Consider the following 21,196-nt stretch of genomic DNA (forward strand, 5'->3'; position numbering starts at 1 on the left):
GGGCGATGCGCGGCTAGCCGGCGCGATCGACGACGGCCGGGCCACGCCGATAAAAAGGGCGGCTCGTCGCCGCCCTGCGTGTCACCGCACCGCGCCCGCCGGCGCCGCCGCGGATTCGAACAACGCATCCGCCTGCCCGACGCGCACGAAGCGCGCCGCGCCGTCGCCATCGGTCAGCGCGCGGAAATGCGCTTCACCGCACGCGAGCTTCGCGCGCTCGTGCTCGCTCGGCACGTGGCCGTCGGCATTCGGCGTATCGACGACGAAGTACAGCCGCTCGCCGCCGTGCTGTTCCGCGAGCACGGCCCAGTCCGGATGGTAGCTGCCGAGCGGCGTCTGCACGCGGAACCACGCCGGCAGCTTCGCGTACAGCTTCACGCCGTCGTGCGCTTCGAGCGCATCGGCGAATGCGCGCTCGGCATCCGTCTCGCACACGACCGCCTCGTGGATCGACTTGCGCGCGTCCAGCCGCAGATTGCGCAGGTAGCCGGTCAGTGCTTCGCTCTCGAACGATTCGAGCGCATGCACGTGGCGCTCGCCGAGCTTGCGGTACGCGATGCCCGCGACGAGCGCGAGCCGCTTGCAGCGGTTGATCGCGTCGGCCGCCACCGCAATGAACTGCTGCGGATTCACGCGGAAATCGTCGAGCCGGCCGCTGTCCGCAAGGATCGTCGCGAGCGAACGGCGCGTGAGCTGCGTCCGGTCCTGCAACTCGGTGAGCAGGTCGGGCAGCGGCAACTCGCCTTCGTCGAGCAGCACCGTGCCGGCGCCGGCCACCTCGATCGCCTCGACGCCGGCCTTGCCGATGTCGATCTCGGCCTTGCGCCACTGCAGCCGCGCCCGCGCGATGTCCGGCGCGGCGCGCAACGCGGCCGTGCAGTCGCGCACCAGCTTCGCGTTGTCGAACTCGACGCGGTACACGGTGCGATGACGGATGCGATCCCACAGCGCACGGAAATCCTCGCCGAACACGACGGCCTTGCCCGACGCATCGCGCCGCAACGCGATCGCGCGGCGCTCGTCGGCGTTGCGCACCGCGAAGCGGCCCGACAGCTTGCGCAGCGTCGCGACGATCGGCGCACGCAGCCGCTCGAACGCGTCCGGCAGCACGAGCGCGCTCTGGCGCAGCGCATCCTTCAGCCGGTCGAGCACCTTGCCCTGCGCATCGACGTAGCCCTGTTCGTGCAGATGGTTCCACAGCACGCGCGACAGCTCGACGCCGAGCGCGTGCGCGGGGCCGCCGTCTTCCTGCACCGGCAGCGCCGCGAACTGGTGTTCCTCGACGATCCCGAAACGAATGCCGGTATCGGCCTCGATTTCCTTTTGCAGGTTCTCCGCGAACGACTCGTAGCGCTCGGTCGCGATCACGGTGAGCGTGTTCACGCCCGGGTCGCGCACGCGTTCGCCGTCCTGGTCGACGGCGAGGCGCAGCCCGCGGCCGAGCGTCTGGCGGCGCTCGCGCTCGGTCTGGATGTCGCGCAGCGTGCAGATCTGGAACACGTTCGGGTTGTCCCAGCCTTCCTTCAGCGCCGAGTGCGAGAAGATGAACTTCAGCGGCGTGTCGAACGACAGCAGCGCTTCCTTCTCGCGCATGATCAGGCCGTACGCACGCTCCGCGTTCTCGCGGGCCGCCGCGCTGCTCTCGCTCGTGTCGGTCCAGCCGCCCTTGCGGTCGATCGAGAAGTAGCCGTTGTGCGCACGCTCGACTTCGACGGCCACGTCGACGCCGTCGAACAGCGCACGGTAGGCCGGCACGCGCGCCGCGCGCGCATATTCCTCTTCGAAGATCAGCGCGTAGTCGCCCTTCACGGGCATCCCGTTCTCGTCGTAGCGGCGATAGCGCTCGACCGAATCGACGAAGAACAGCGACAGCACCTTCACGCCGCGCTCGGCGAGACGCAGCTCCTTGTCGAGATGCTCGCGGATCGTGCGGCGGATCATCTCGCGCTGCACGGCGAGCGTGTCGATGTCGCCGAACGCCTCGCCGAGCGACAGGAACGCCTCGCCTTCCGGATGGCGCAGTTCGACGTACTCGGCGCCCTTGACCGCATGCACTTCGCCGATCCGCAGCCCCGCGTACAGCGCGCGCCTGGTCAGGCGCTCGAGATCGTCGCCGTCGGTGGCCGACACGATCTGGCGTTTCACGCCCGCGGCCGTCGCGACGTCGAGCTCGATGCGCGCGCTGATCGCGCCGCGCCGGTTCGACACGCCGACGAGCCGCACGTACGGCTTGTTGTGCGCATCCTCGACGATCGCCGACGCGATTTCGATCTGCTTGACGAGCTTGCGCTCGTACGCGTCGACCGCGTCGAGCCGGTACACCATGTGGTGGCGGTCGACGTGCGTGGCCGAATAGCGCAGCGTGCACAGCGGATTCATCGCGGCGAGCGCTTCGCGGCCGCGCCCCTCGAGGCCGCCGTCGACGCTTTGCGGCTCGTCGACGATCACGATCGGCCGCGTCGCGCGGATCAGGTCGATCGGTTTCTCGCCGCCGGTCTTCTCGCTGTCCTTGTAGAGATTGTTGATCTCTTTCTTGTTGATCGCGGCGACCGTCATCACCATGATCTGGATCGCCGCGCTCGCCGCGAAGTGGCGCACCTGGCCGAGCTTCGCGGAGTCGTACAGGAAGTAGTCGTACGGCACGCCCGCGTACAGCGCGCGGAAGTGATCCTCGGTGATCGCGAGCGTCTTGTGCACGCCTTCCTTGATCGCGATCGACGGCACGACGATCACGAATTTCGTGAAGCCGTAGCGGCGGTTCAGCTCGAAGATCGTGCGCAGGTACACGTAGGTCTTGCCGGTACCCGTCTCCATCTCGACGGTGAAGTCGCGCGAGCCGGGCAGGCCGGACGGCGGCAGCCCGCCGCGCAACTGCACGTCGGCGAGATTGCGCGCGAGCGCATCGTCGGTCAGCGACAGCCGGTTGCCGACGCCTTGCTCCGATACCGCGAAGCCGAGCGAGCCTTGCGCGGCGGCCGTCGTGCCGGGCGCGGCGTTCGCGAGCACGCTGAAGTCGCCGCGATACGACTCCTGCCCGCGAAACAGGTCGCAGACGGCGTCGATCGCCTCGCGCTGGTAGTCGAGATCCGCTTCGAAATGCAGCCGCATCACAGGCTCCGCACGCGCTTCACGCCGTGCTGTTCGAGCAGCGCGGCGAGATTGAGCTTCGCGACGTCGTCGACGAAGCCGCTGTCGCGGAACAGGCACGTGACGTCGCGCGACGCGCCGGTCGCATCGAGCAGGTCGACGATGCCGTCGGCCAGCGGCCCCGCGTCGTCGCGCGACAGCCGCGCATCGAAGCACGCGACGATCGCACGGCCGATCAGGTGCACGGTCTTGCCGGCCACCTGGTGATGCTCGACCGGCGTGCACAGGTCGAGGCCGAGCTTCAGCGTCAGTTCGGCGAGCAGATCGTCCTCGGTGCGGCCGGTCTTCACGTGTTCGACGGACGCGAACAGCGCATGGTCGAAGTCGTCGCGGCGCGGGTCCCACTCGATCACGTTGGTCGTGTCGAGCCGGTACACGCGAAAGCCGAGGTCGCCATAGCTTTCCGGATAGTCGCGCGCGACCTGCTGCGCGGCGCGGCGCAGGCGTTCCTTCGTGATTTCCGCGAGCGTGAGCGGCTTCTTCAGCTTCGCGCAGAAATCGGCGGCCGCGGCTTGCGTCTTGTCGCGGCGGTCGAGCGCCTCGGGCAACTGCACGAGGATGTAGCGGCGCGCGCCGCCGTCGGTCGCATTCACCTGCATCACCGCGTGGCCGGTCGAGCCGGAGCCGGCGAAACAGTCGAGCACGATGTCGTCGCCGCGCGTGCACCATCCGATCACGGCCGCCGCGAAGTCGACCGGCTTCGGCAGGTCGAACGGAATGCCGAGCGTCTTCAACAGCGCGTCGTCGGAGCCGGCGAACGGCAGCACCGACGGCACGTTCTCGTACATGTTCTCGTCGAGGTAGTAGATCCGCTGCGGCTGCGTGGTTTCATCCGGGCCGAATTCGATCTGGCCGCGCTCGAGCAGCGCCTGCATCGTCGCGGGCGGGTTGCGCCAGCCGCGCGCCGGCATCGCGCACGGCTTGCCGGTGACCGGGTGGATCAGCGGCGTGAAATATTCGTCCGGCGCCTTCTTCTTGTTCGGCCACGCCATCGACACGAGGCGGTACACGCGGCCTTCCGCCGACAGCCGGTCGTACATCACTTCGCCGCCGGACAGGTTGGTCTGCGCCTTCAGCCACGCGCGGTACGCCTTCTGCGCGTCCTTCGGGTTGCCGCTTCGGTACACCGCGTCGTGCGCGGCGTCGAGCATGCGCTGCGCGTTGCGCTTCGGGCGCTTGAGCGGCGCCCGTTCGAGCAGCGTCTCGGCGTTGCGCGCGAACAGCACCAGCGATTCGTGCTGGTACGCGACGCCGCGCGCGTCGCCCTTCGGGTTGCGCTTGTCCCACACGGCCACGCCGAGCTCGTTTTCCTCGCCGAAGATCTCGCGCAGCATCAGCACCAGCGCATGCACTTCGTGCTCGTCGATGTGCACGGCGATCAGCCCTTCGTCGGACAGCAGCGCATGCGCGAGCTTCAGGCGCGGATACATCATGTTCAGCCAGTCGGTGTGGAACCGGCCGTTCGCCTCGGTATTGGTGCTGCGCTTCACGCCGCCGTCGGTCTGGCCGGTCATCGCCAGGTAGTGGCGGATGCTGTCGCTGAAGTCGTCCGGATAGACGAAATCGCTGCCGGTGTTGTACGGCGGGTCGATGTAGACGAGCTTCACCTTGCCCGCGTAGCTCTTGTGCAGCAGCTTCATCACGTCGAGGTTGTCGCCCTCGATCACGAGATGGCGCGTGTCGTCCCATGCGACGCTGTCGTCGGGGCAGGGGCGCAGCGTGCCCGTCGACGGCGTCAGCGCGGCCTGGCGCGCGCTGCGCTTGCCGTGCCAGTGGAAGCCGTAGCGCTCGTCGGCGTCGCCGACCGTGTGTTCGCCGATCAGCGCCTTCAGCACGTCGACGTCGACCGACGCGCCGTCCGGGCCTTCGGTCACGAGTTCGGGGAACAGCGCCTTCAGGCGCGCGACGTTGTCGGCGGTGAAATCCGTCGACATCGCCTGCGGGCTGGCCGCATCGAGTTTCTGCATCGTCTTTTCCATCGGAGCCCGGCCGCGCGCGCCAGGACGTCGGGCGCGCTCACGGCACCGGCGGCAATGGCCGCCCGGGCAAACCCGAAACGCTAGCGAGTCGGTCGGCGCAGGTCAAGCGCCGATATGGGGCGAAATCGCGCGTCCGCGCCGCACGGGATGCGCGGCGCCGAGGCTACCGGATTATCGCATTGCGCGACCCGATTGCCCGTATTCGACGCTGCAGCGACTACGACGAGTTGAAACGGTTTGAAACACTTTTTTGAATTTCCGGGATAGTCAGCGATTCCCGAGACTGCAATTGATAGGGCGTCGCGAGAATATCCGAATATCAACGGCGGCGAATGGAGAGATGGTCGATTCATTGCAGATTCATTGCCTATGATCCAATGTCACGTTCGATTTCGTCCTTCTGTCCCCTTTAGAAAATAATCGATCGATTATTACTTGACCAGCGTCATCGGCACCGCCCTGAACGGTAACAGCCGAACCCCTTTCACATTGATGCGGATGTCCGTGTTGACTTGTCCGGTCAAAATATTTTCCGAGAAGTTCCTTATGGCCATTACCGTCGCCATTGCAGACGATCATCCGGTTGTCGTCAGCGTACTCATGCAGTTGTTCCAGCGCGACCCGTCCTTTCACGTCGAGCATTGTTGCAATGAAGGTTCGCTGTTGATCGAATCATTGGCCCGCGCGTCGACCGACATCGTCGTCGTCGATTATTCGATGACCCGCGGCAACCGGCCGGTCGACGGGTTCGCGCTATTGCGCAAGCTTCGAGACGTGGCACCGAAAGCCCGGCGCGTGCTGTTTACCGCGCAGAAGAATCCGACCGTGTTCGCGGCCGCCGTCCGCCTGGGCGTGGCGGCCATCGTCAGCAAGGAGGACGAAGTCGGGGAGATCCTGCGCGCATGCCGATACATCAACGATGGCGGCTCGCACTATCTGTCGCCGACCGTCCGGACGATCGTCGATCAGGCCGGCACGGTATTGCACGAGGCCCCGCCGCCGCTCACGCAAAAGGAGCTCGATGTCGTGCGGTTGTTCGTTTCCGGGCACTCGCTTGCCGACATCGCGAAACAGCTCGGCCGCTCGGTCAGCACCGTATCGACACAAAAATACACGGCCATGCGCAAGCTGCGCGCCGACACCAACATTCACCTGATCCGATACGCGTACGAAAACGGATTGCTCTGAGCGGCGCGGTACACGCGCCGCGGTGTTACCGGTAGATGATCGTGAAGGTCGCCGCCCCGTTCGCGGTGCCGGCCCGGGTCGTCTGCCGGGTCTGGTAATAGCGGGCCGAGAGCGGCACCAGCAGCGTCGACGACAGCGATCCCGCGACCTTCCATGGTGTGCCGAACGGAACGGGCTGACCGTCGCTCCTGAGCACCTGGATGCCTACGCCCGTGGCTCCGCTCGACGACGACAGCGCGAGCACGCCGTTCGATGCATCGACCGTGTTGCCGTCGAGCATCAAGTTGACGATGAAGTTGCCCGCGACGCCGGCGTCGCAGCGCAGGCCGATCGAGAACCCCTTGGCCGGCGATGTCGACCCGACGCCGGACCCGAGCCCCGACGACTTGCCGAGCGACTGGGTACCCAGATCGACGGCGACGGACGGCGTCGTGGTCGAGCAGGTCGTCGCCTGAAACGAAATATTGTTGAAGCCGAGCGTCAGGTAGCGGGCCGAATCCGAATATGCGTTGTCCGGGCCGCCGATCAATACCGTGAGGACCGACAGGACGGGAAAGTCCGTCGGGACGGCTGGCGTCGGTCCGACCTTGACCAGCTCGACGTCGACGGTCGCCGTGACGACCGTCTCCCCGAACGCCTTGATCGTCGTGCCCATCGGAAACGACGCGGCGCCGTGCCCGCGGTTGCCCTGGTAAGTGACGTACAGCGCGAGCCCGTTGGCCATCAGCTTGGGATCGTCGGCCCATCGATACAGCGTCGCCGGCACGCCGCTGGTTCCCGGGACCGGCAGGGTCTTCGTGCACGTCGCGGAGATCGTGATGCCCTTTTTGCTCCACAGGACCGTGTTGATTGGCGCGTCCGCGGAAATTTTCAGCGATTCCGGCAACCGGCCGAGGTCGGCCGGTGACGAAGGCTGGCATTTCGCCAGCGCCGCATGCGCGGCGCCGATGCCGGCCATCCACAGCAGCGCGCCGAACACGGCGCTCAGCCAGTTTGCGCGCCGATGCGCATTCCGTTTCCTTTCCTTGCGGTCCATCACGATTCTCCTGCGAGGCCTCGTCGAGCGGCCGATTCGCCGCTCGCGGCGGCGGGTTTCGCTTGCAGCTGGCACGGCGCGTCGATGCGCTCGATTCCGACGCGTGCGGCGTGCCGATCGGGCGGCGGCAACGCAACCTTGATCGAGCATTGCCACGCGTCGGCGTGCCCCCATTTCACGGTCAGCACGTCGTCCGGTTCCCGCAGCCGCGCATAAATCCGGCCGCCCTGCGACACGATCCCGATCTGGTTTCCGGCGCCGTCGAATACCGGCGCCCCGAACGGCAACTCGGTGCCGTCGGATACCTTCGAGCCGATCAGCAACGCTCGCCCCTGCACCGTCGGATAGCGCAGCATCACGACGGCGCCGTTGCGCGGCGCGACCTGCTGGCTCGTCGTTTCCAGCTCGACGTCGGCGGGCAGGCCGCGCGGATCGAGCTCGATCCGGTTGAGACGATAGGGATTCAGATAAGGCACGACCGCATAGCCGCGCGAATCGAGGCGAATGCCGCCGTAACCGGCCACCGCCGCGCCGCCCGCCGCCGGTGCGGCGACGACAGCCATCGTGTCGGCCGTATACGGGGTCGCCGTCACGCCGCCTGGGTGGACCACGACGCCTCCGCTCAAACCGAACGACCCCGACGTATAGCCGTCGCCCTTCGCGAACGCGCCCTGGACCGTCGTGTAGGGCGTCCGGTATTGCCCCGACACGTTGCCCGAGTAAGTCGCGCCGGTTTCGCGTGCGGCGGAAACGGAATAGCTGCCCTCGTTGCGCGTGCCGAGGAAACCGGTCGCGCTGGCCATCGACGTGAAGCCGCTGACGCTGTCGCGCGCGAGATTGACGGTCAAGCGCGGCGCCATCGGCTTCGAACCCAGCGGCATCGACACGGTCAGCATGTACTGCGTATCGAGATCGCCGGTATAGGTGCGGGACCGGTTTGCCGAAACCGAGTAATCGAGCTGGCGATAGCGGTTGTTGTAGCCGATCTGGAACTGCGTGTCGCTGCCGCCGCGGGCCCAGTAGTTTTGCGTATAGCCGCTGATGTAGAGCTGGCCCCAGCGGTCGCCGAGCGGCTGCGCCGCCGTGATCGAGATGCGATTGCGCGCACGCCATGCCGGCAGTGCGTCGGCGCCGGTCAGGTTGCGCTTGACGTTGTCGACGAAGGTGAGCGCGTTGGCGAAATCGAGGTACCCGGCAGACGAGAAGCGATAGGCGGCCACCGACAGCGTGCTGTCCGTCGCCTCGATCGTCTTGCTGTACGTGACGCGCACGCTGGTTCCGCGCAGCCGCTGGCCGTCTTGCGACGTCATTGCGCCCGACATGTCGAGCGCCATCGCACCGAATGGCGTGTTGAGCGCGCCGCCCGCCAGCACGTTCTGATAGTTTTCGTTCGCGAGCACGCCGCCGTACAGCGTCAGCAGATTGGTGATGCCGCGGCTGTAGGTGGCCTGCACGAAGTGCGGCGTGTACGACAGATCCAGGTTGCGCACGGTGCCCGCGACCACGCTGAACCGACTCTGGCCGGGCCGCAACGATTGCGCGACCGATGCGTAGGGCACCTTGAACGCGCGGGCGCTGCCGTCCGCTTCGGTGACGGTCACGTCGAGATCGCCGCCGTAGCCGGTCGGAAACAGGTCGTCGATCACGAACGGTCCGGGCGGCACCGCCGTTTCGTAGATCACCGAGCCGTTCTGCCGGATCGTCACGCGCGCGTTGGTATTGGCGATGCCGCGCACGACCGGCGCATAGCCCCGCTGCGAATCCGGCCACATGCTGTCGTCGCTCGCGAGCTGCGCGCCGCGAAACGCGAACGTGTCGAACAGTTCGCCGGACGTGTTCGCGTCGCCGATCCGCACCCTCGCCTTGAGCGCCGTCAGATCGTGCTGCACGTAGGTGTTGACGCTGCCGTAGCGTTTCGTGCCGCGTTGCTGCCAGTTCAGCGCGCCGTCGTGCCGCAGATACCAGCCGCCGACGTTGATGCCCGCATTCACGCCGACATACGCGCTGTTCGCGCTCATCCCACGTGCGACGTTTCGGTAAATGTTCGCGTTGTAGCCGACGAATCCCGCCGTCACGCCGTTGTCCCACAGCGCCGGATCTACGTAGCCGCGCGCGGCGCGCCGTAACAGCGCCTGCGGAATCTGCACGTCGAGGCGGGCCTCCGCCGCATCGAACGATGCCGACGTGCCGGGCAGCAGCTGTTCCAGCGCGATGCATGCGCCGGGGGCGTCGAGCAGCGCGAGCCGTTCCGGCGGGATCTGGGCGAGGTTCGCGTTGAACTTGTCGAGCAGCGCGCGACTGATGCAGATCTGCACGGCGCCGCGGCTCGGCTCGCGCAACGTCACGTCGTCGCGGCCCAGCATCGAGCCGTTCAGATACACGTCCGAACGGTAGCGGCCGGGCCACACGGGCATTCCCTTTTCGTAACGCGACAGGTCGATGTCATCGCCGGCCGGCGAAGCGACGAGGTCCGGATTGAACTGCACCGGGTTACCGCCGGGCTTGCGCGCCGCTTCGGCATCGCCGACACCCGGCATGCGGCCGGCCGCCGGCGCGGGTTCGCTCGCGGCGGCGGTGAGCGGCAGCGACGAACACGCAAGCAGCACCATCGCGTACGAATGGCGCAACGCTGGCATGAGTGGACGGACGCGTCGCGTCGTCGCGCAATCGGCGCGTTCCATGGCATTGACTCCAGAGACTCGAATGACGGGCCGCGGCGCGCGCGAATGGCGGCGGCCGGGCACTGGGCGGATGTCGAGAGGGGGAGCGGGCGGCGCTACGGCGTATCGTCGATCGACGACTGCCATTCGACGCCAGCGCCGAAGTCGTTGATCGTCGAATAATCGAGCTTCGTCCGACCGGGCAGCGCCGGCAACGGGGCGTCCAGCGGGAAAACGTGCGATTGCCCGGGCGCCACCATCGCACCGTCGACGGTCCCGTACGTGCGGCCGCCGTGGGCGACGCGCGCCGACAACACGGTGACGTTGAACGGCGACGCATTCGTTGCGCGCAACGCATGCCCGTCGCCGCCCGGCGCGGGTACCACCGACCATTTCAACTGCTTCGCCGCGGCGACGGCGCCGTCCGCATCGAGGCCGACCGGCCGGAAAAACAGCTTGATACGCGTACGAAACGCAAGCTGTAGCGCCGTCGTCGTACTCGACTCGTCGACTTTCGGCGGAATGTCCAGCACATTGAGCCAGAACACCGATTCGCGATCCTGCGGGAGCGGATCGCCGGTATAGACGATCCGCAGGGTCTGGCCTTTGCCGGGATCGATCCGGGAAATCGGCGGCATCATCACGAACGGCACCGTGGCGGTGCCGGGGCGCGAGTGCACGTCCCCGTCGTCGAGCCAGGCCTGCACGAGCGAGGGCAGTGTTCCGTTGTTGTCGATCTTGACGGTAATTTCACGGTCGCCCGCGGGATAGATCACGCGCGTACCGGAAATGACGACGCTCGCCGCCGCTTGCTGCGTCATGCACGCGAGCATCGCGCAGAGGCACGGCATGAGCCGACGGGACAGAAGGGATAAGAATCGGGTCATCATGTGATGCGATGGGCCGCAAGCGCCGGCATACGGCGCTTCGTGACGATGCGCGGCCGGACGAGAAGCGCGCATGGCGCGACTGGTCGATACGAAGCGTCGGGCGGACGGATACGATACGCCGCCCACCCGACGGACTGACGCTTAGAGGTAGTCGATCGAATAGGTGACCGACGTGTTCACGCTACCGGCGGTTGCAGCGGCCGTCGCGTAGTACTGCGCACCGTAGACGAGCGTGGCGCTGTTGTTCGTGAGCGCCACCGAGCCGCCGTTGCGCTGGCTGATGTCGCCGGCCTTCAATGCCTTGCCGTCGATGTCGAGCAGCTGCACCGCGACGTTCGTTGCCGCATTGACGTTCGCGCGGTTGGCCAGCGTGCCGTCGTTGGTGTTCACGGTGGGGCCGGCTTCGAAGAATGCGCGAACCGATTTGCCGTCCGCGTTCGTGCAGTCGCTGAGCGCGATCGTGAAATTCGTCGCGCCGGTCGTCGCGCCCTTCGACGCCAGCGAACTCGCGCCCACGCTCGGCAATTGCACGGTGCCGTTCTGGTTCGCGCCGTTGACCTTGACCGTGCAGGTCGCGCCGGACAGCGAACCCGTGAAGGTCACGGTGCCGTCGTACGCGTGCGCGGCGGTCGGCGCCAAGGCGATCGTGGCCACCGTTGCGGCAGCTACGCTAAGTTGCTTGATCATCGTTTGATTTCCTTTTGAATGACTGATTGAAAACTCGATTCGTGCTGCTGTGAACGAACCGACTCGATTTCACTCTGAATGGCTAAATTTCGCTATCGCAATTCGTCCATAAATCTCGATCCTCACCCTGCACAATCTCGAAAATATAGGAGGACGAATGACTGCATCGATGCGAGATTCCGTTCCGGTGGGACGCTTACCGCCCGCCGTTGCGGATCAGCGACCAGCCGGTGACCGCGACCGCAATGCCGACGGCGGCGACGAATTTCCCGATTGCCTCCACCGCGCCGATCTGTTGATTGTCGGCCGGAAACGGATTGACCCAGGGTTCGGAAGGCTTGCTCGGCCGCATCAGATTGTTGATCCAGTCCAGCACCGTGCTGGTCGACAGGCCGCCCGAGACGGCCCTGCATTCCACGTCGTTCAAGATACGCATGATTTACTGTTCGATTGAAGGTGTACATGTTGGATGCCGCGCCGTCGTGCGTGACGCGAAGCGGCGGATGCCGACACGCGCTCGGAACGTCGAATCCCGAGCACGGCCGATCACTTCGGCGTCGGCGCCAGCCAGTCGAAGACGTTCTCCATCAGCGTATTGAAGACCTTGAGCGTCTGCGGGGCATCGTTGACCAGCCCGTAGACCGCGCCGCTGACGGCGCCATACACGGCGCCGACGACCATGCCCGCCGCGCCGCTGACGAGGCCCACGCCGAGCAGCCCGCCCTGTGCGCCGCCGACCACGGCGCCCTTGGCCGTGCCGCTGATGATGCCGGCCATCCCGCCCAGCACCGACGCACCGAGCCGGCTCATGACACCCCCGCCGCTCACTTCGTTGATTTCCATCATCGTCAATTCACGCATTGACGTTCTCCTTGCAGTTACGTGTTGCCGATCGTGATGGCCGGATCGGCGTCGGCCGGCCCGCCGCGCATCGCGCGACGAGGATTCCGTGGTCACCGCGCCGTCACACGGCCAGTGCGCCGCACTCCAGCGCCCGCGCGCGGCCCTGCACGAGCTCGACGATCCGGTCCGCGCTGCGAATGGTTTCCGGCCGGTGCGCGATGATGATCCGCGTCACGTTCATCGCCCGCACCGCGTCGTTGATCAGGCGTTCGCGCTCGACGTCGAGATGGCTCGTCGCCTCGTCGAGCACCAGGATCGCCGGCTTCCGGTAGAACGCGCGCGCGAGCAGCACGCGCTGGCACTGGCCGCCCGACAGCGACGAGCCCATGTCGCCGACGAGACTCTGGTAACCCATCGGCATCGCGACGATGTCGTCGTGGATCTGCGCGAGCCGCGCGACTTCCTCGACGCGCGCGTGGTCCGGTTGCGGATCGAAGAAGCAGATGTTGTCGGCGATCGAACCGGCGAACAGGATGTCGTCCTGCATCACGCAGCCGATCCGGTCGCGATACGGCTGCAGGCCGAATTTGCGGATGTCGATGCCATCGATGCACACGCTGCCCTGCTCGGGCGCAAGCAGGCCGAGCATCAGTTTCGCCATCGTCGTCTTGCCGTGGCCCGACGGGCCGACGAGCGCGATCGATTCGCCGGGCGCCACCGAAAACGAACAGTCCTCGAGCACCCACGGTTCGGTTTCCCCGTAGCGGAAGCTCACGCCGCGCACGTCGATCGCCGGCGGGCCGGCATCGTCCGTCCCCCGCGAGGCATGCGCGATCTTCGCCTCCATGTCGCCCTCGACATCGGTCAGCACGATGTCGGCGAGGCGCTCGCCGTGCAGGCGCAGCATCCGGAAATCGATGATCGTGCCGATCAGCGCCGCGCCGCGCGACATGAACTGGTCGGCGAAGCTCACGTACGCGACGAGCATGCCGGCCGAAAACTGCCCGTCGAGCACGTGCTTCGCCGCAAGCCACACGAGCACCACGCGGCCGGCGCCGGAGATCACGCCTTGCAGCGTCGAGAAGCCGATCGACAGGCGCTGGATGGCCACGTTCTTGTTGGTGGTCTCGACGATCGCGTTCGCATAGGCCGCGACGCGCGCGTCCTGCTGGTTCGCGAGCTTGACCGCCTGCACGCCGCGGATCGATTCGAGCAGGTTCGACTGCGCGCGCGCCGCGTAGACGATGTGTTCCTCGTTCGCCTGCCGGAACGGTCGGTACGACACCCAGCGAATCAGGCCGTAGACGGCGAACAGGCCGAGCACGAGCCATGTCAGCACGGGGCTGTAGACGAACAGCATGCCGAGCGTGACGACGGCCATCACGCCGTCGAGCAGCGCGCCGATGAACTGGGTGGTCAGGGTGCTCTGGATCGTGCCGATCGAACCGAAGCGCGATACGACGTCGCCGATGTGCCGTTGCTCGAAGTACGCGAGCGGCAGCCGGAACAGATGCGAGCAGACGTTCGCGGTCCATTGCACGCCGAGCAGGCTCGAGAACCACGTGACGACCCACGAGCGCAGCGCGGACACGGCGTTCTGGAACAGCACGACGAGCAGGAAGCCGATCCCGAGCAGGGTCAGCAGATCGGCGTCGGCCGACACCAGCACCTGATCCATCACCCACTGCATGTAGAACGGCGTGACGATGCCGAATACCTCGAGCGCGGCCGACAGCAGCAAGACCTGGACCAGCGTCGTGCGAATGCCGGTCACGTTGCCGATCAGCCGCGTCATCGAGATCGATTCGCGCGCTTGCGTGCGCTTGAACGACGGCGACGGCAGCAGTTCCAGCGCCACCCCGGTGAAATGAGCGGACACCTCCGACATCGGCACGTCGCAGAGGCCGCGCGCCGGATCGTGAATCGTGATCTTGCCGCGCGACACCGACTTCAGCACGACGAAGTGGTTCATGTCCCAATGCAGCAGGCACGGGCGCCGCAGCCGGCCGAGCTCGTCGAGCTCGAGTCGGAGTGCACGGGAGGCGAGACCCAGCCGATGGGCGATCAGCATGACGTCGCCGAGCGTGGCGCCCTTCAGCGACGGGCTGAAACGGCGGCGCAGGCTGACGAGGTCGAGATCGTGGCCGAAATAGCTCGCCACCATGCCCACGCAGACGAGCCCGCATTCGGCCGCCTGCGTCTGCAACATGACCGGCAGCCGGCGACGCCAGCCGAACTGCAACGCGTCCATCCATTTCATCGTTTTATTGCTCCATGACGTATGCGTGCACGCAGGCGCGATCACGACGATGCGCGCCGGCCGAGCGCGTACAGCGGTTCGAGCACCCACTCGATCAGCCGTCGCCGGTCGATCAGCACGTCGGCTTCCAGCGCCATGCCCGGGCGCAGCGCTTCCGGTTTGCCGTATGCGAGGATGTCCTGCCGGTCGAGCGCGACGACGACCCGATAAAGCTGCTCGGGCACGTTCGTCCGGCCGGTCAGGTTCGCGACCTCCTGCGGCGTGAGCGCGGTGCGCGACACCTCGGTCACGCGCCCGAACTGCTGCCCGAACTTCTGAAACGGGTACGCCTCGTAGCGCAGCACGACGCGCGCGCCGGCGCGCACGAAACCGATCGCGCGGCTCGGCACCATCAGTTGCGCTTCGAGCTGCGCGCCCTGCGGCAGCAGCGACACGACCGTCTGCCCGGCGCCGACGAGCTGCCCCGGCTTCGCGAGCAGCGCCGCGACGACGCTCGCCTGCGGCGCGCGCAGGATCACCGCGCGACGCGCCTCGTTTTCGGCGATCGATTGGTCGAGCTCCGCGAGCTTGCGCTCGATGTCGTTCTGCCGATTGCGCGTGTTGAGCGGCAGTTCGCGCAGTTGCTGACGAATCCGGTCGAGTTGCTGGTCGACGTCGAGCCGCTGGCGCGCGAGATCCTGAAGGCGCGTCTGCGCGTCGAGCAACACGCCTTCCTGCTGTTCCACCTGGCTGTTCGACACGTAGCCTTCCTCGCGCATCGCCTGCAGCTTGTCGAGCTGCCGGCGCGACAGTTCCGCCTGGCGCGTGCGCTGGATCTTCTGCTGCGCGATCTGCGCGAGCTGGTCGTTCAGCGCTGCCGCCTGCACGCGCAGGCCGCGCCGCGCCTCGTCGCTCAACTGCGTCTGCCCGGCGAGATCGGTCTGCAGCCGTTCGCGCTGGAATTTCAATTGCCGCGCGACCATCTCGCGCGTCGCGCCGAGCTGTGTCGCGATCTCGCCCGATACGGCCATCAGCTCCGCGCCCGCGGCGACCGTTTGCCCTTCGCGCACGCGCGTGTCGATCACGGTTCCCGCGAGCGGCGGCGCCACGGTCAGCAGCCCCTTCGCCGGCAGCAATTGGCCGACGACCCGTTCGCGCTTCGTATAGGTGCCGAACGTGAGGAACGCGACGATCGCGAGCGTGAGCGCCGACACGATGCCGATCGTCAGCCAGCGATAGGGCGGCGAATACAGCGCAACGGTGCCCATCAGCTTGTGCTTGGTCGCATCGAGCGCTTCCTGGCGGAACAGGGAGTCGGTCATGAGTGTTCGCGGAAAAAGGGCGGGGCAGGCGCGCGGCGCGTCATGGCGAACCCGGCGCCGCGCACGAGAGGGCGGCCACGTCGTGGTCGCCGAGCGTACCGATGGCGGCGGACAGCTGGAGCCGTGCGCGCAGGTAGCGGTAGCGCGTGTCGGCAAGATCGCGGATCGCCTCGAAGTAGCGCTGCTGCGCATTCAGCTCGTCGATCTGCGTGCGCAGCCCGACTTCACGGCCGAGGCGCGTCGATTTCACCTTGCTGTCGGCCGACGCGAGCGCGCGCTCCTGCGCGCGGATCAGCGCGAGACCGTTGGTGATGCCGAGATACGCGCTGCGCGCGCGCTCGCGCGCCTTGCGGCGTGCGTCCTCGAGCGCGTCGCGCGCCTGGTTGCGGCGGCGATAGGCTTCACGGCTCGCCGACAGCGGGCCGCCGCCGGCGAACAGCGGAATCGTGATCGTCACGCCGATCACCGACGAACGGGTTTTCGACGTCGTGCCGAAGATGTTGTCCAGCACGTTCTCGTCGGCGCCGCGGCTCCAGTTGGTGCCGTAGCTCGCCTGCAGGTTCACGACGGGCAGGTTCGCGCCGGTCGCGGCAACGATGTCGGCGCGCGACTGCTCGAGCTGCTTTTCGGCCAGGCGCACGTCGACGCTGTCGAGCGCGGCTTCGTCCATCGCGGTCGACAGGTCGACGGGTGCCGCGGGCGGCACGCACTGCCATGCGATCGGCGCTATGTCGTCCGCGGGCAGCCCCGTCAGCCGGCGCAGCGTGCCGCTCGCGATTTCCAGATCCGTTTGCGCGCCGACCTTGCGCGCAAGCGCGTCATCGAGATTGGCCCGCGCCTCGTCGACGTCGGTCCGCGTGCCGTCGCCGATGCGCAGCGCGGCCTGCGCCTGGTCGAACTGCCGCTGGAACGCCTGCCGAGCGGAATCGGCCGCCTGCAGTACCTCGCGTGCATACAGCACGTCGAAATACGCGTTGGAGACGTCCGTGATGAGGGTCTGCCGGGCCTTTTCGTACTCGATGTCGGCCTGGTCGGCGAGTGCGCCGCCCCGTTTGAAGTCGGCGATACGCGCCATATCGAAGATCGGCTGCGTGATCGTTGCCGACGCGCTATGGCGACGCACCGCGGCCGCATAGGTCGCCGTCGGCTGATCCTGCTTCGTGTAGTTGCCGTCGATCTGCGCGCGCGGCAGCAGGCCTGCCAGCCCCTGCCACCGCTTCTCGCGGCCGGCGAGTCGTGCTTCACGCGCCGCGGCGATGCCCGAGTCGAATCCCCTCGCCGCATTGACCGCGTCGAGCAAGTCGGCCGCGTGCGCCGGCCAAGCGGCGGCCAGCCAGCCCAAAACGGCGATTCGCCGGAAACATCGTGTCGATATCATGTGCGTCAGTACCTGACGGCCGTCGGGCCGCCGTGACACGACGGGCGTCGCGTCTGGAAAACGCTGAATTCTTCAGCAACGCATGACGGCGAGATATCGTATTACGTCCATTTTGGCGTCGGTCGGCGCGCAACGGCGCAGTGAATCGCGCTTGTGCGACGACGATCGCGACCCGCCCGCAGCTTGTCGCGGCAGGACGAAAAAAAGCACGGTCGGCGCAGTGCGCCGGCCGTGCCCGCATGGAGATTCCAGAAAGAGAGACGGGCGGAGCACGGTGGCCCCGCCCGGGCGAAACGCCGGTCAGAAGCGCGTCCGGATGCCCGACGTCAGTTCGAGCTGGTTCTTCGCGCCGAACGTCGACGCCGCCGTGTAGCCGCCATGCAGCTTCATGTAGTCGCCGGCCAGGTACACCTCGGTGCGCTTGCTCAGGTGATAGAACACCGACCCGTAGATCGTCTCCTTGAAGCCGTTGGCGACGCCGTTGGTCAGGCTGAATGCGCCGAGGTTCGCGTTCGGCGTGAAGCCGTCCGCGTTGTTCGCGGCGTTCTTGATGCGCATCTGCTGGTAGCCGAGCTCGTAGTCGAGCGCGCCCTTCGGCGCGATCTTCATCGACACCGTCCACGCATCGTCGTGGCGCTGGCCGAGCGCGCCCTGGTCGCCGTTGTAGCGGAAGTAGCCGGCATTCAGGCGCACGATGTCGAACGTATAGTTGCCGCCGACCGAGAACGTCTGGTTCCGGAAGCCGCCGTGGTTCACGTGGCTGTAGAAGCCCGACACGTTGAACGGGCCGCCGTTGTAGCCGAGCGCGAGCTGGTACGCGGAGCCGGTCGCGAACTGCGTCGAGTTGCTGAACTGGTAGCCGGCGCTCGCGAAGATGCCGTTGGCGAACAGCTTCTTCCACGCGATGCCGTTGTTGTAGCGCGTGCCGGTCGGGCCGGCCGCGTAGAAGATCATCTGCTTGAAGTTGTTCGAGTTGGTCCAGCCGCCTTCCTCGGTCGACAGCCTGGCGGAGCCGTACGGGTCGCCGTAGATCGCCGCCGCGTCGCGCGCGATCGTGTTCTGGAAGCCGGCCGTCAGCTTGCCGAAGCGCTCGTCCTCGACGCCGACCCACGCGTCGCGGTCGAAGATCTGGCCTTCGTCCTCCATCTGGCCGTTCGCGACCACGAATTCGCTTTCGAGGCGGAAGATGATCTTCGTGCCGCCGCCGATGTCTTCGGCGCCTCGCAGGCCCCAGCGGCTGCCGCTGAACCACGGCTCGCCTTCGTTGCCCATGCCGATCACGTGCTTGCCGTTCGCGTCGGCGTGGGTCCGGTAGGTCGGAAAGCTCAGGTCCATCAGGCCGTAGAGCTGCACGCTCGACTGCGCATGCGCGTGGCCGGCGCACAGGCCTGCCGCCGCGATGGAAAGGGCCAGGGTTTTTCGTTTCAAGATCGTCTCCTCCGAGCTGCCGTATTGAAATCCGGTCGTTGGCAGTACGTAATGTATGCCGACTCTTGCCGGCCACAGCGAGAGGGCCGACGCGTAGCATCGTAGAGGGTGCAATCCTTCACGACGCTTTCCCCGACGCAAGAATCGGATCGGTGAAAACACCGAACGCGCAATCATCCCGGATCGGGAAGGCGTGCGGAAGCGACTCCGCCCGACGCTCGGCAGGCCTGGATAACGATTCGTGCTACGAATCGTTATGAGCGCGTGCGGAAGCGAGCCGCGTCAATCGTGCGCGCTCTTCATGCGCAGGATGTAACCGAGCCCGCGCAGCGTGATGATCTCGGCCGTGCTGAGCGCGAGATGCTTGCGCAGCCGGTGAATGTAGATGTCGATCGCGTCGGCGCTCGGTTCGTCGTCGAGCGCGAACACGCTGTCCATCAGCCGCGCCTTCGAGACCGTCTTGTTCTGCTGCAGCATCAGCGTTTCGAGGATCGCGTGCTCGCGGCGCCGCAGCGCGAGCACGGCGTCGCCGCAGCGGAATTCGCGCGTGCCGAATGCATAGACGAGATCGCCGCACACGAGCTGCGTCGTGCCGACGCCGGCCTGCCGGCGGATCAGCGCGCGAATCCGCGCCACCAGCTCGCGCGACTCGAACGGCTTCACGACGTAATCGTCGGCGCCCGCGCCGAAGCAGTCGACCTTGTCGTCGACCGAGCCGTGCGCGGTCAGCATCAGCACCGGCACGTTGTCGTTGCGGCGCCGCAACCGCGCGAGCACTTCCTTGCCGCTGATGCCGGGCAGCCGCATGTCGAGCAGCACCGCGTCGTAGCGTTCGGTCTTCAGCACCGTGTCGGCGCGCTCGCCGTCGCCGACGCTGTCGACCGCGAAATCCTCGCCGCGCAGCAGGTTCACGATCCAGTGCGCGAGTTCGGCGTTGTCTTCGACCAGCAGGAGTTTCATGACGGCGTTCTCTTCAATCGAAAGCGGGCAGCCGCACGGTGACGACGATACCGCGATTGCCGGGGCCCGGCGCGAGCGACGCGCTGCCGCCGTGCGCCTGCGCGATCTCGCGGACGATCGCGAGCCCGAGGCCCGAGCCCTCGGTATCGGCCGACACGCGGTAGAACCGCTTGAATACGTGCGGCCGTGCCTCGGCCGGGATGCCGGGGCCGTCGTCGACCACGTCGAGCACGACCGCATCGCCGTCGCGCCGCGCGCAGACCGTCACGCAGCCGCCCGGCTGCGTGTAGCGCACCGCGTTGTCGACGAGGTTCATCACCAGCGCGGTCAGCAGGCTATCGCTGCCCGCGACGTCGAGCCGCTCGCCGAGATCGGCGCCGAGGTCGATCTCGCGCCGCTGCGCGAGCACGATCGTCTCTTCCAGCACGCTCGACACCACGGCCGCGAGATCGACGCGATGGGTCAGGAGCGTCGACGGCGTCGCTTCCGCATGCGCGAGCAGCAGCAGCTTGTCGGTCACATCGGCCATCTTGCGGCTGCTGCGCTGCATGCTGTCGAGCACCGCCGCGAGTTCCGCATCGTCGTGCCCGCGCCGCTGCGCGTACTGGATCTGCGTGTCGAGCACCGCGATCGGCGTGCGCAACTGGTGCGCGGCATCCGCGATGAAGCGGCGCTGCGTGGCCGTATGCGTGTTGAGCCGCGCGATGCACTGGTTGATCGCGTCGACGATCGGGCGCAGCTCGTGCTGCAGCCGCTCGGGGCGGATCGGCTCCAGTTCCATCGGCCCGCGATCGGCCACGTCGTCCTTCAATTTCATCAGCGGGCGCAGCTCCAGCGTGAGGCCGAGGTAGACGAGCACCACCGCGAGCACCAGCATCAGCGACAGGCGCACGAGCTGCGGCCGCCAGATCGTCGCGACCATCGCGCCGTACGAACGCGTCGTCTTCGCGACGACCACCGTGACCGTCTCGACCTGCCCCTCGTCGTAGAGCTGGCGGTCGTAGGCCACCGCGCGCAGCGGCACGCCGTCGAGCGACGTGTCGTACAGCGTCGGCTCGATGCCGTGCCGCGCGGGCAGGTCGAGCGCCGGATTGCCGGCGAGCAGGCGGTCGTGACCGTCGATCACCTTGTAGAACACCGAGTCGCCCGACGGCGATTCGAAAATCTCCAGCGCGGCCGGCGGCACGTCGGCCGCCGGGCGCCCGTTGCGCCATTCGACGTCCTCGCCGATCGTGCGCGCGGACGCAACGAGCGCGCTGTCCTGCACGAGCCCGGCCGTGGTCCGCGCGGTGTCGTACGACATCGCGCCCGCGATCAGCACGAACACCGCGAGCGGCAGCAGCAGCCACCACAGCAGCCGTCCGCGCAGGCTGTGCGCCATCCTGTTGCGCTCCTTCTCCGAAATGCCGAACCGCGCCGGGGTCGCCGGCGCGGTCGCG

15 protein-coding genes are annotated in these 21,196 nt (G+C 67.1%); 1 reads left to right on the plus strand and 14 read right to left on the minus strand.

Annotated features, from left to right (window positions below; translation table 11 throughout):
- Positions 1-81 precede the first annotated feature (81 nt).
- Together WS96_RS00080 and WS96_RS00085 are read right to left on the minus strand one after the other, a co-directional pair.
- Positions 82-3,108: a type III restriction-modification system endonuclease gene (locus WS96_RS00080; protein ID WP_059829805.1), complete on the minus strand. Its 3,027-nt coding sequence runs from the start codon at positions 3,106-3,108 to the stop codon at positions 82-84.
- Positions 3,108-5,126: a site-specific DNA-methyltransferase gene (locus WS96_RS00085; protein ID WP_059829807.1), complete on the minus strand. Its 2,019-nt coding sequence runs from the start codon at positions 5,124-5,126 to the stop codon at positions 3,108-3,110. The genes WS96_RS00080 and WS96_RS00085 overlap by 1 nt, the downstream gene beginning before the upstream one ends.
- Positions 5,127-5,561: 435 nt before the next feature.
- On the opposite strand from WS96_RS00085, the gene WS96_RS00090 reads away from it, so the two are divergent.
- Positions 5,562-6,314, plus strand: coding sequence for a response regulator transcription factor (locus tag WS96_RS00090; protein ID WP_257127902.1), 753 nt, complete (start codon positions 5,562-5,564; stop codon positions 6,312-6,314).
- A 25-nt stretch (positions 6,315-6,339) separates the two neighbouring features.
- Here the strand turns inward: WS96_RS00090 and WS96_RS00095 are convergent, their stop codons facing one another.
- The 12 genes from WS96_RS00095 to WS96_RS00150 form a co-directional block, all read right to left on the minus strand.
- Positions 6,340-7,350, minus strand: a complete 1,011-nt coding sequence (locus WS96_RS00095; RefSeq protein WP_059829811.1) for a fimbrial protein — start codon at positions 7,348-7,350, stop codon at positions 6,340-6,342.
- Complete coding sequence (locus WS96_RS00100) at positions 7,350-9,986, minus strand: fimbria/pilus outer membrane usher protein (RefSeq protein ID WP_257127903.1); 2,637 nt, start codon at positions 9,984-9,986, stop codon at positions 7,350-7,352. The genes WS96_RS00095 and WS96_RS00100 overlap by 1 nt, the downstream gene beginning before the upstream one ends.
- A 140-nt stretch (positions 9,987-10,126) precedes the next feature.
- Positions 10,127-10,831: a fimbria/pilus periplasmic chaperone gene (locus tag WS96_RS00105; protein ID WP_257127807.1), complete on the minus strand. Its 705-nt coding sequence runs from the start codon at positions 10,829-10,831 to the stop codon at positions 10,127-10,129.
- 210 nt (positions 10,832-11,041) lie between these two features.
- Positions 11,042-11,587, minus strand: a complete 546-nt coding sequence (locus WS96_RS00110) for a fimbrial protein (protein WP_034209703.1) — start codon at positions 11,585-11,587, stop codon at positions 11,042-11,044.
- A gap of 196 nt (positions 11,588-11,783) precedes the next feature.
- The gene (locus WS96_RS00115; RefSeq protein WP_059829815.1) at positions 11,784-12,023 is read right to left on the minus strand and encodes a hypothetical protein; all 240 of its coding nucleotides are present in this window, start codon (positions 12,021-12,023) and stop codon (positions 11,784-11,786) included.
- A gap of 110 nt (positions 12,024-12,133) precedes the next feature.
- Positions 12,134-12,448: a hypothetical protein gene (locus WS96_RS00120; RefSeq protein ID WP_059829817.1), complete on the minus strand. Its 315-nt coding sequence runs from the start codon at positions 12,446-12,448 to the stop codon at positions 12,134-12,136.
- Between the two features lie 103 nt (positions 12,449-12,551).
- Positions 12,552-14,690, minus strand: coding sequence for a peptidase domain-containing ABC transporter (locus tag WS96_RS00125; protein ID WP_059829819.1), 2,139 nt, complete (start codon positions 14,688-14,690; stop codon positions 12,552-12,554).
- A 41-nt stretch (positions 14,691-14,731) separates the two neighbouring features.
- A complete protein-coding gene (locus WS96_RS00130; protein ID WP_059829821.1) occupies positions 14,732-15,991 on the minus strand; it encodes an HlyD family secretion protein in 1,260 nt (419 codons plus the stop codon).
- Between the two features lie 40 nt (positions 15,992-16,031).
- Positions 16,032-17,333, minus strand: a complete 1,302-nt coding sequence (locus WS96_RS00135) for a TolC family outer membrane protein (protein WP_257127904.1) — start codon at positions 17,331-17,333, stop codon at positions 16,032-16,034.
- A gap of 336 nt (positions 17,334-17,669) precedes the next feature.
- Positions 17,670-18,797 (minus strand): porin, encoded by a 1,128-nt coding sequence (locus WS96_RS00140; protein WP_034209697.1) that lies wholly within the window; start codon positions 18,795-18,797, stop codon positions 17,670-17,672.
- Between the two features lie 282 nt (positions 18,798-19,079).
- The gene (locus WS96_RS00145) at positions 19,080-19,757 is read right to left on the minus strand and encodes a response regulator (RefSeq protein ID WP_034209696.1); all 678 of its coding nucleotides are present in this window, start codon (positions 19,755-19,757) and stop codon (positions 19,080-19,082) included.
- Between the two features lie 13 nt (positions 19,758-19,770).
- Complete coding sequence (locus WS96_RS00150; RefSeq protein ID WP_059829825.1) at positions 19,771-21,138, minus strand: sensor histidine kinase; 1,368 nt, start codon at positions 21,136-21,138, stop codon at positions 19,771-19,773.
- Positions 21,139-21,196: the final 58 nt, after the last annotated feature.

Origin of the sequence: Burkholderia sp. MSMB1835 (assembly GCF_001526365.1) — a bacterium.
Taxonomy (GTDB): Bacteria; Pseudomonadota; Gammaproteobacteria; order Burkholderiales; family Burkholderiaceae; genus Burkholderia.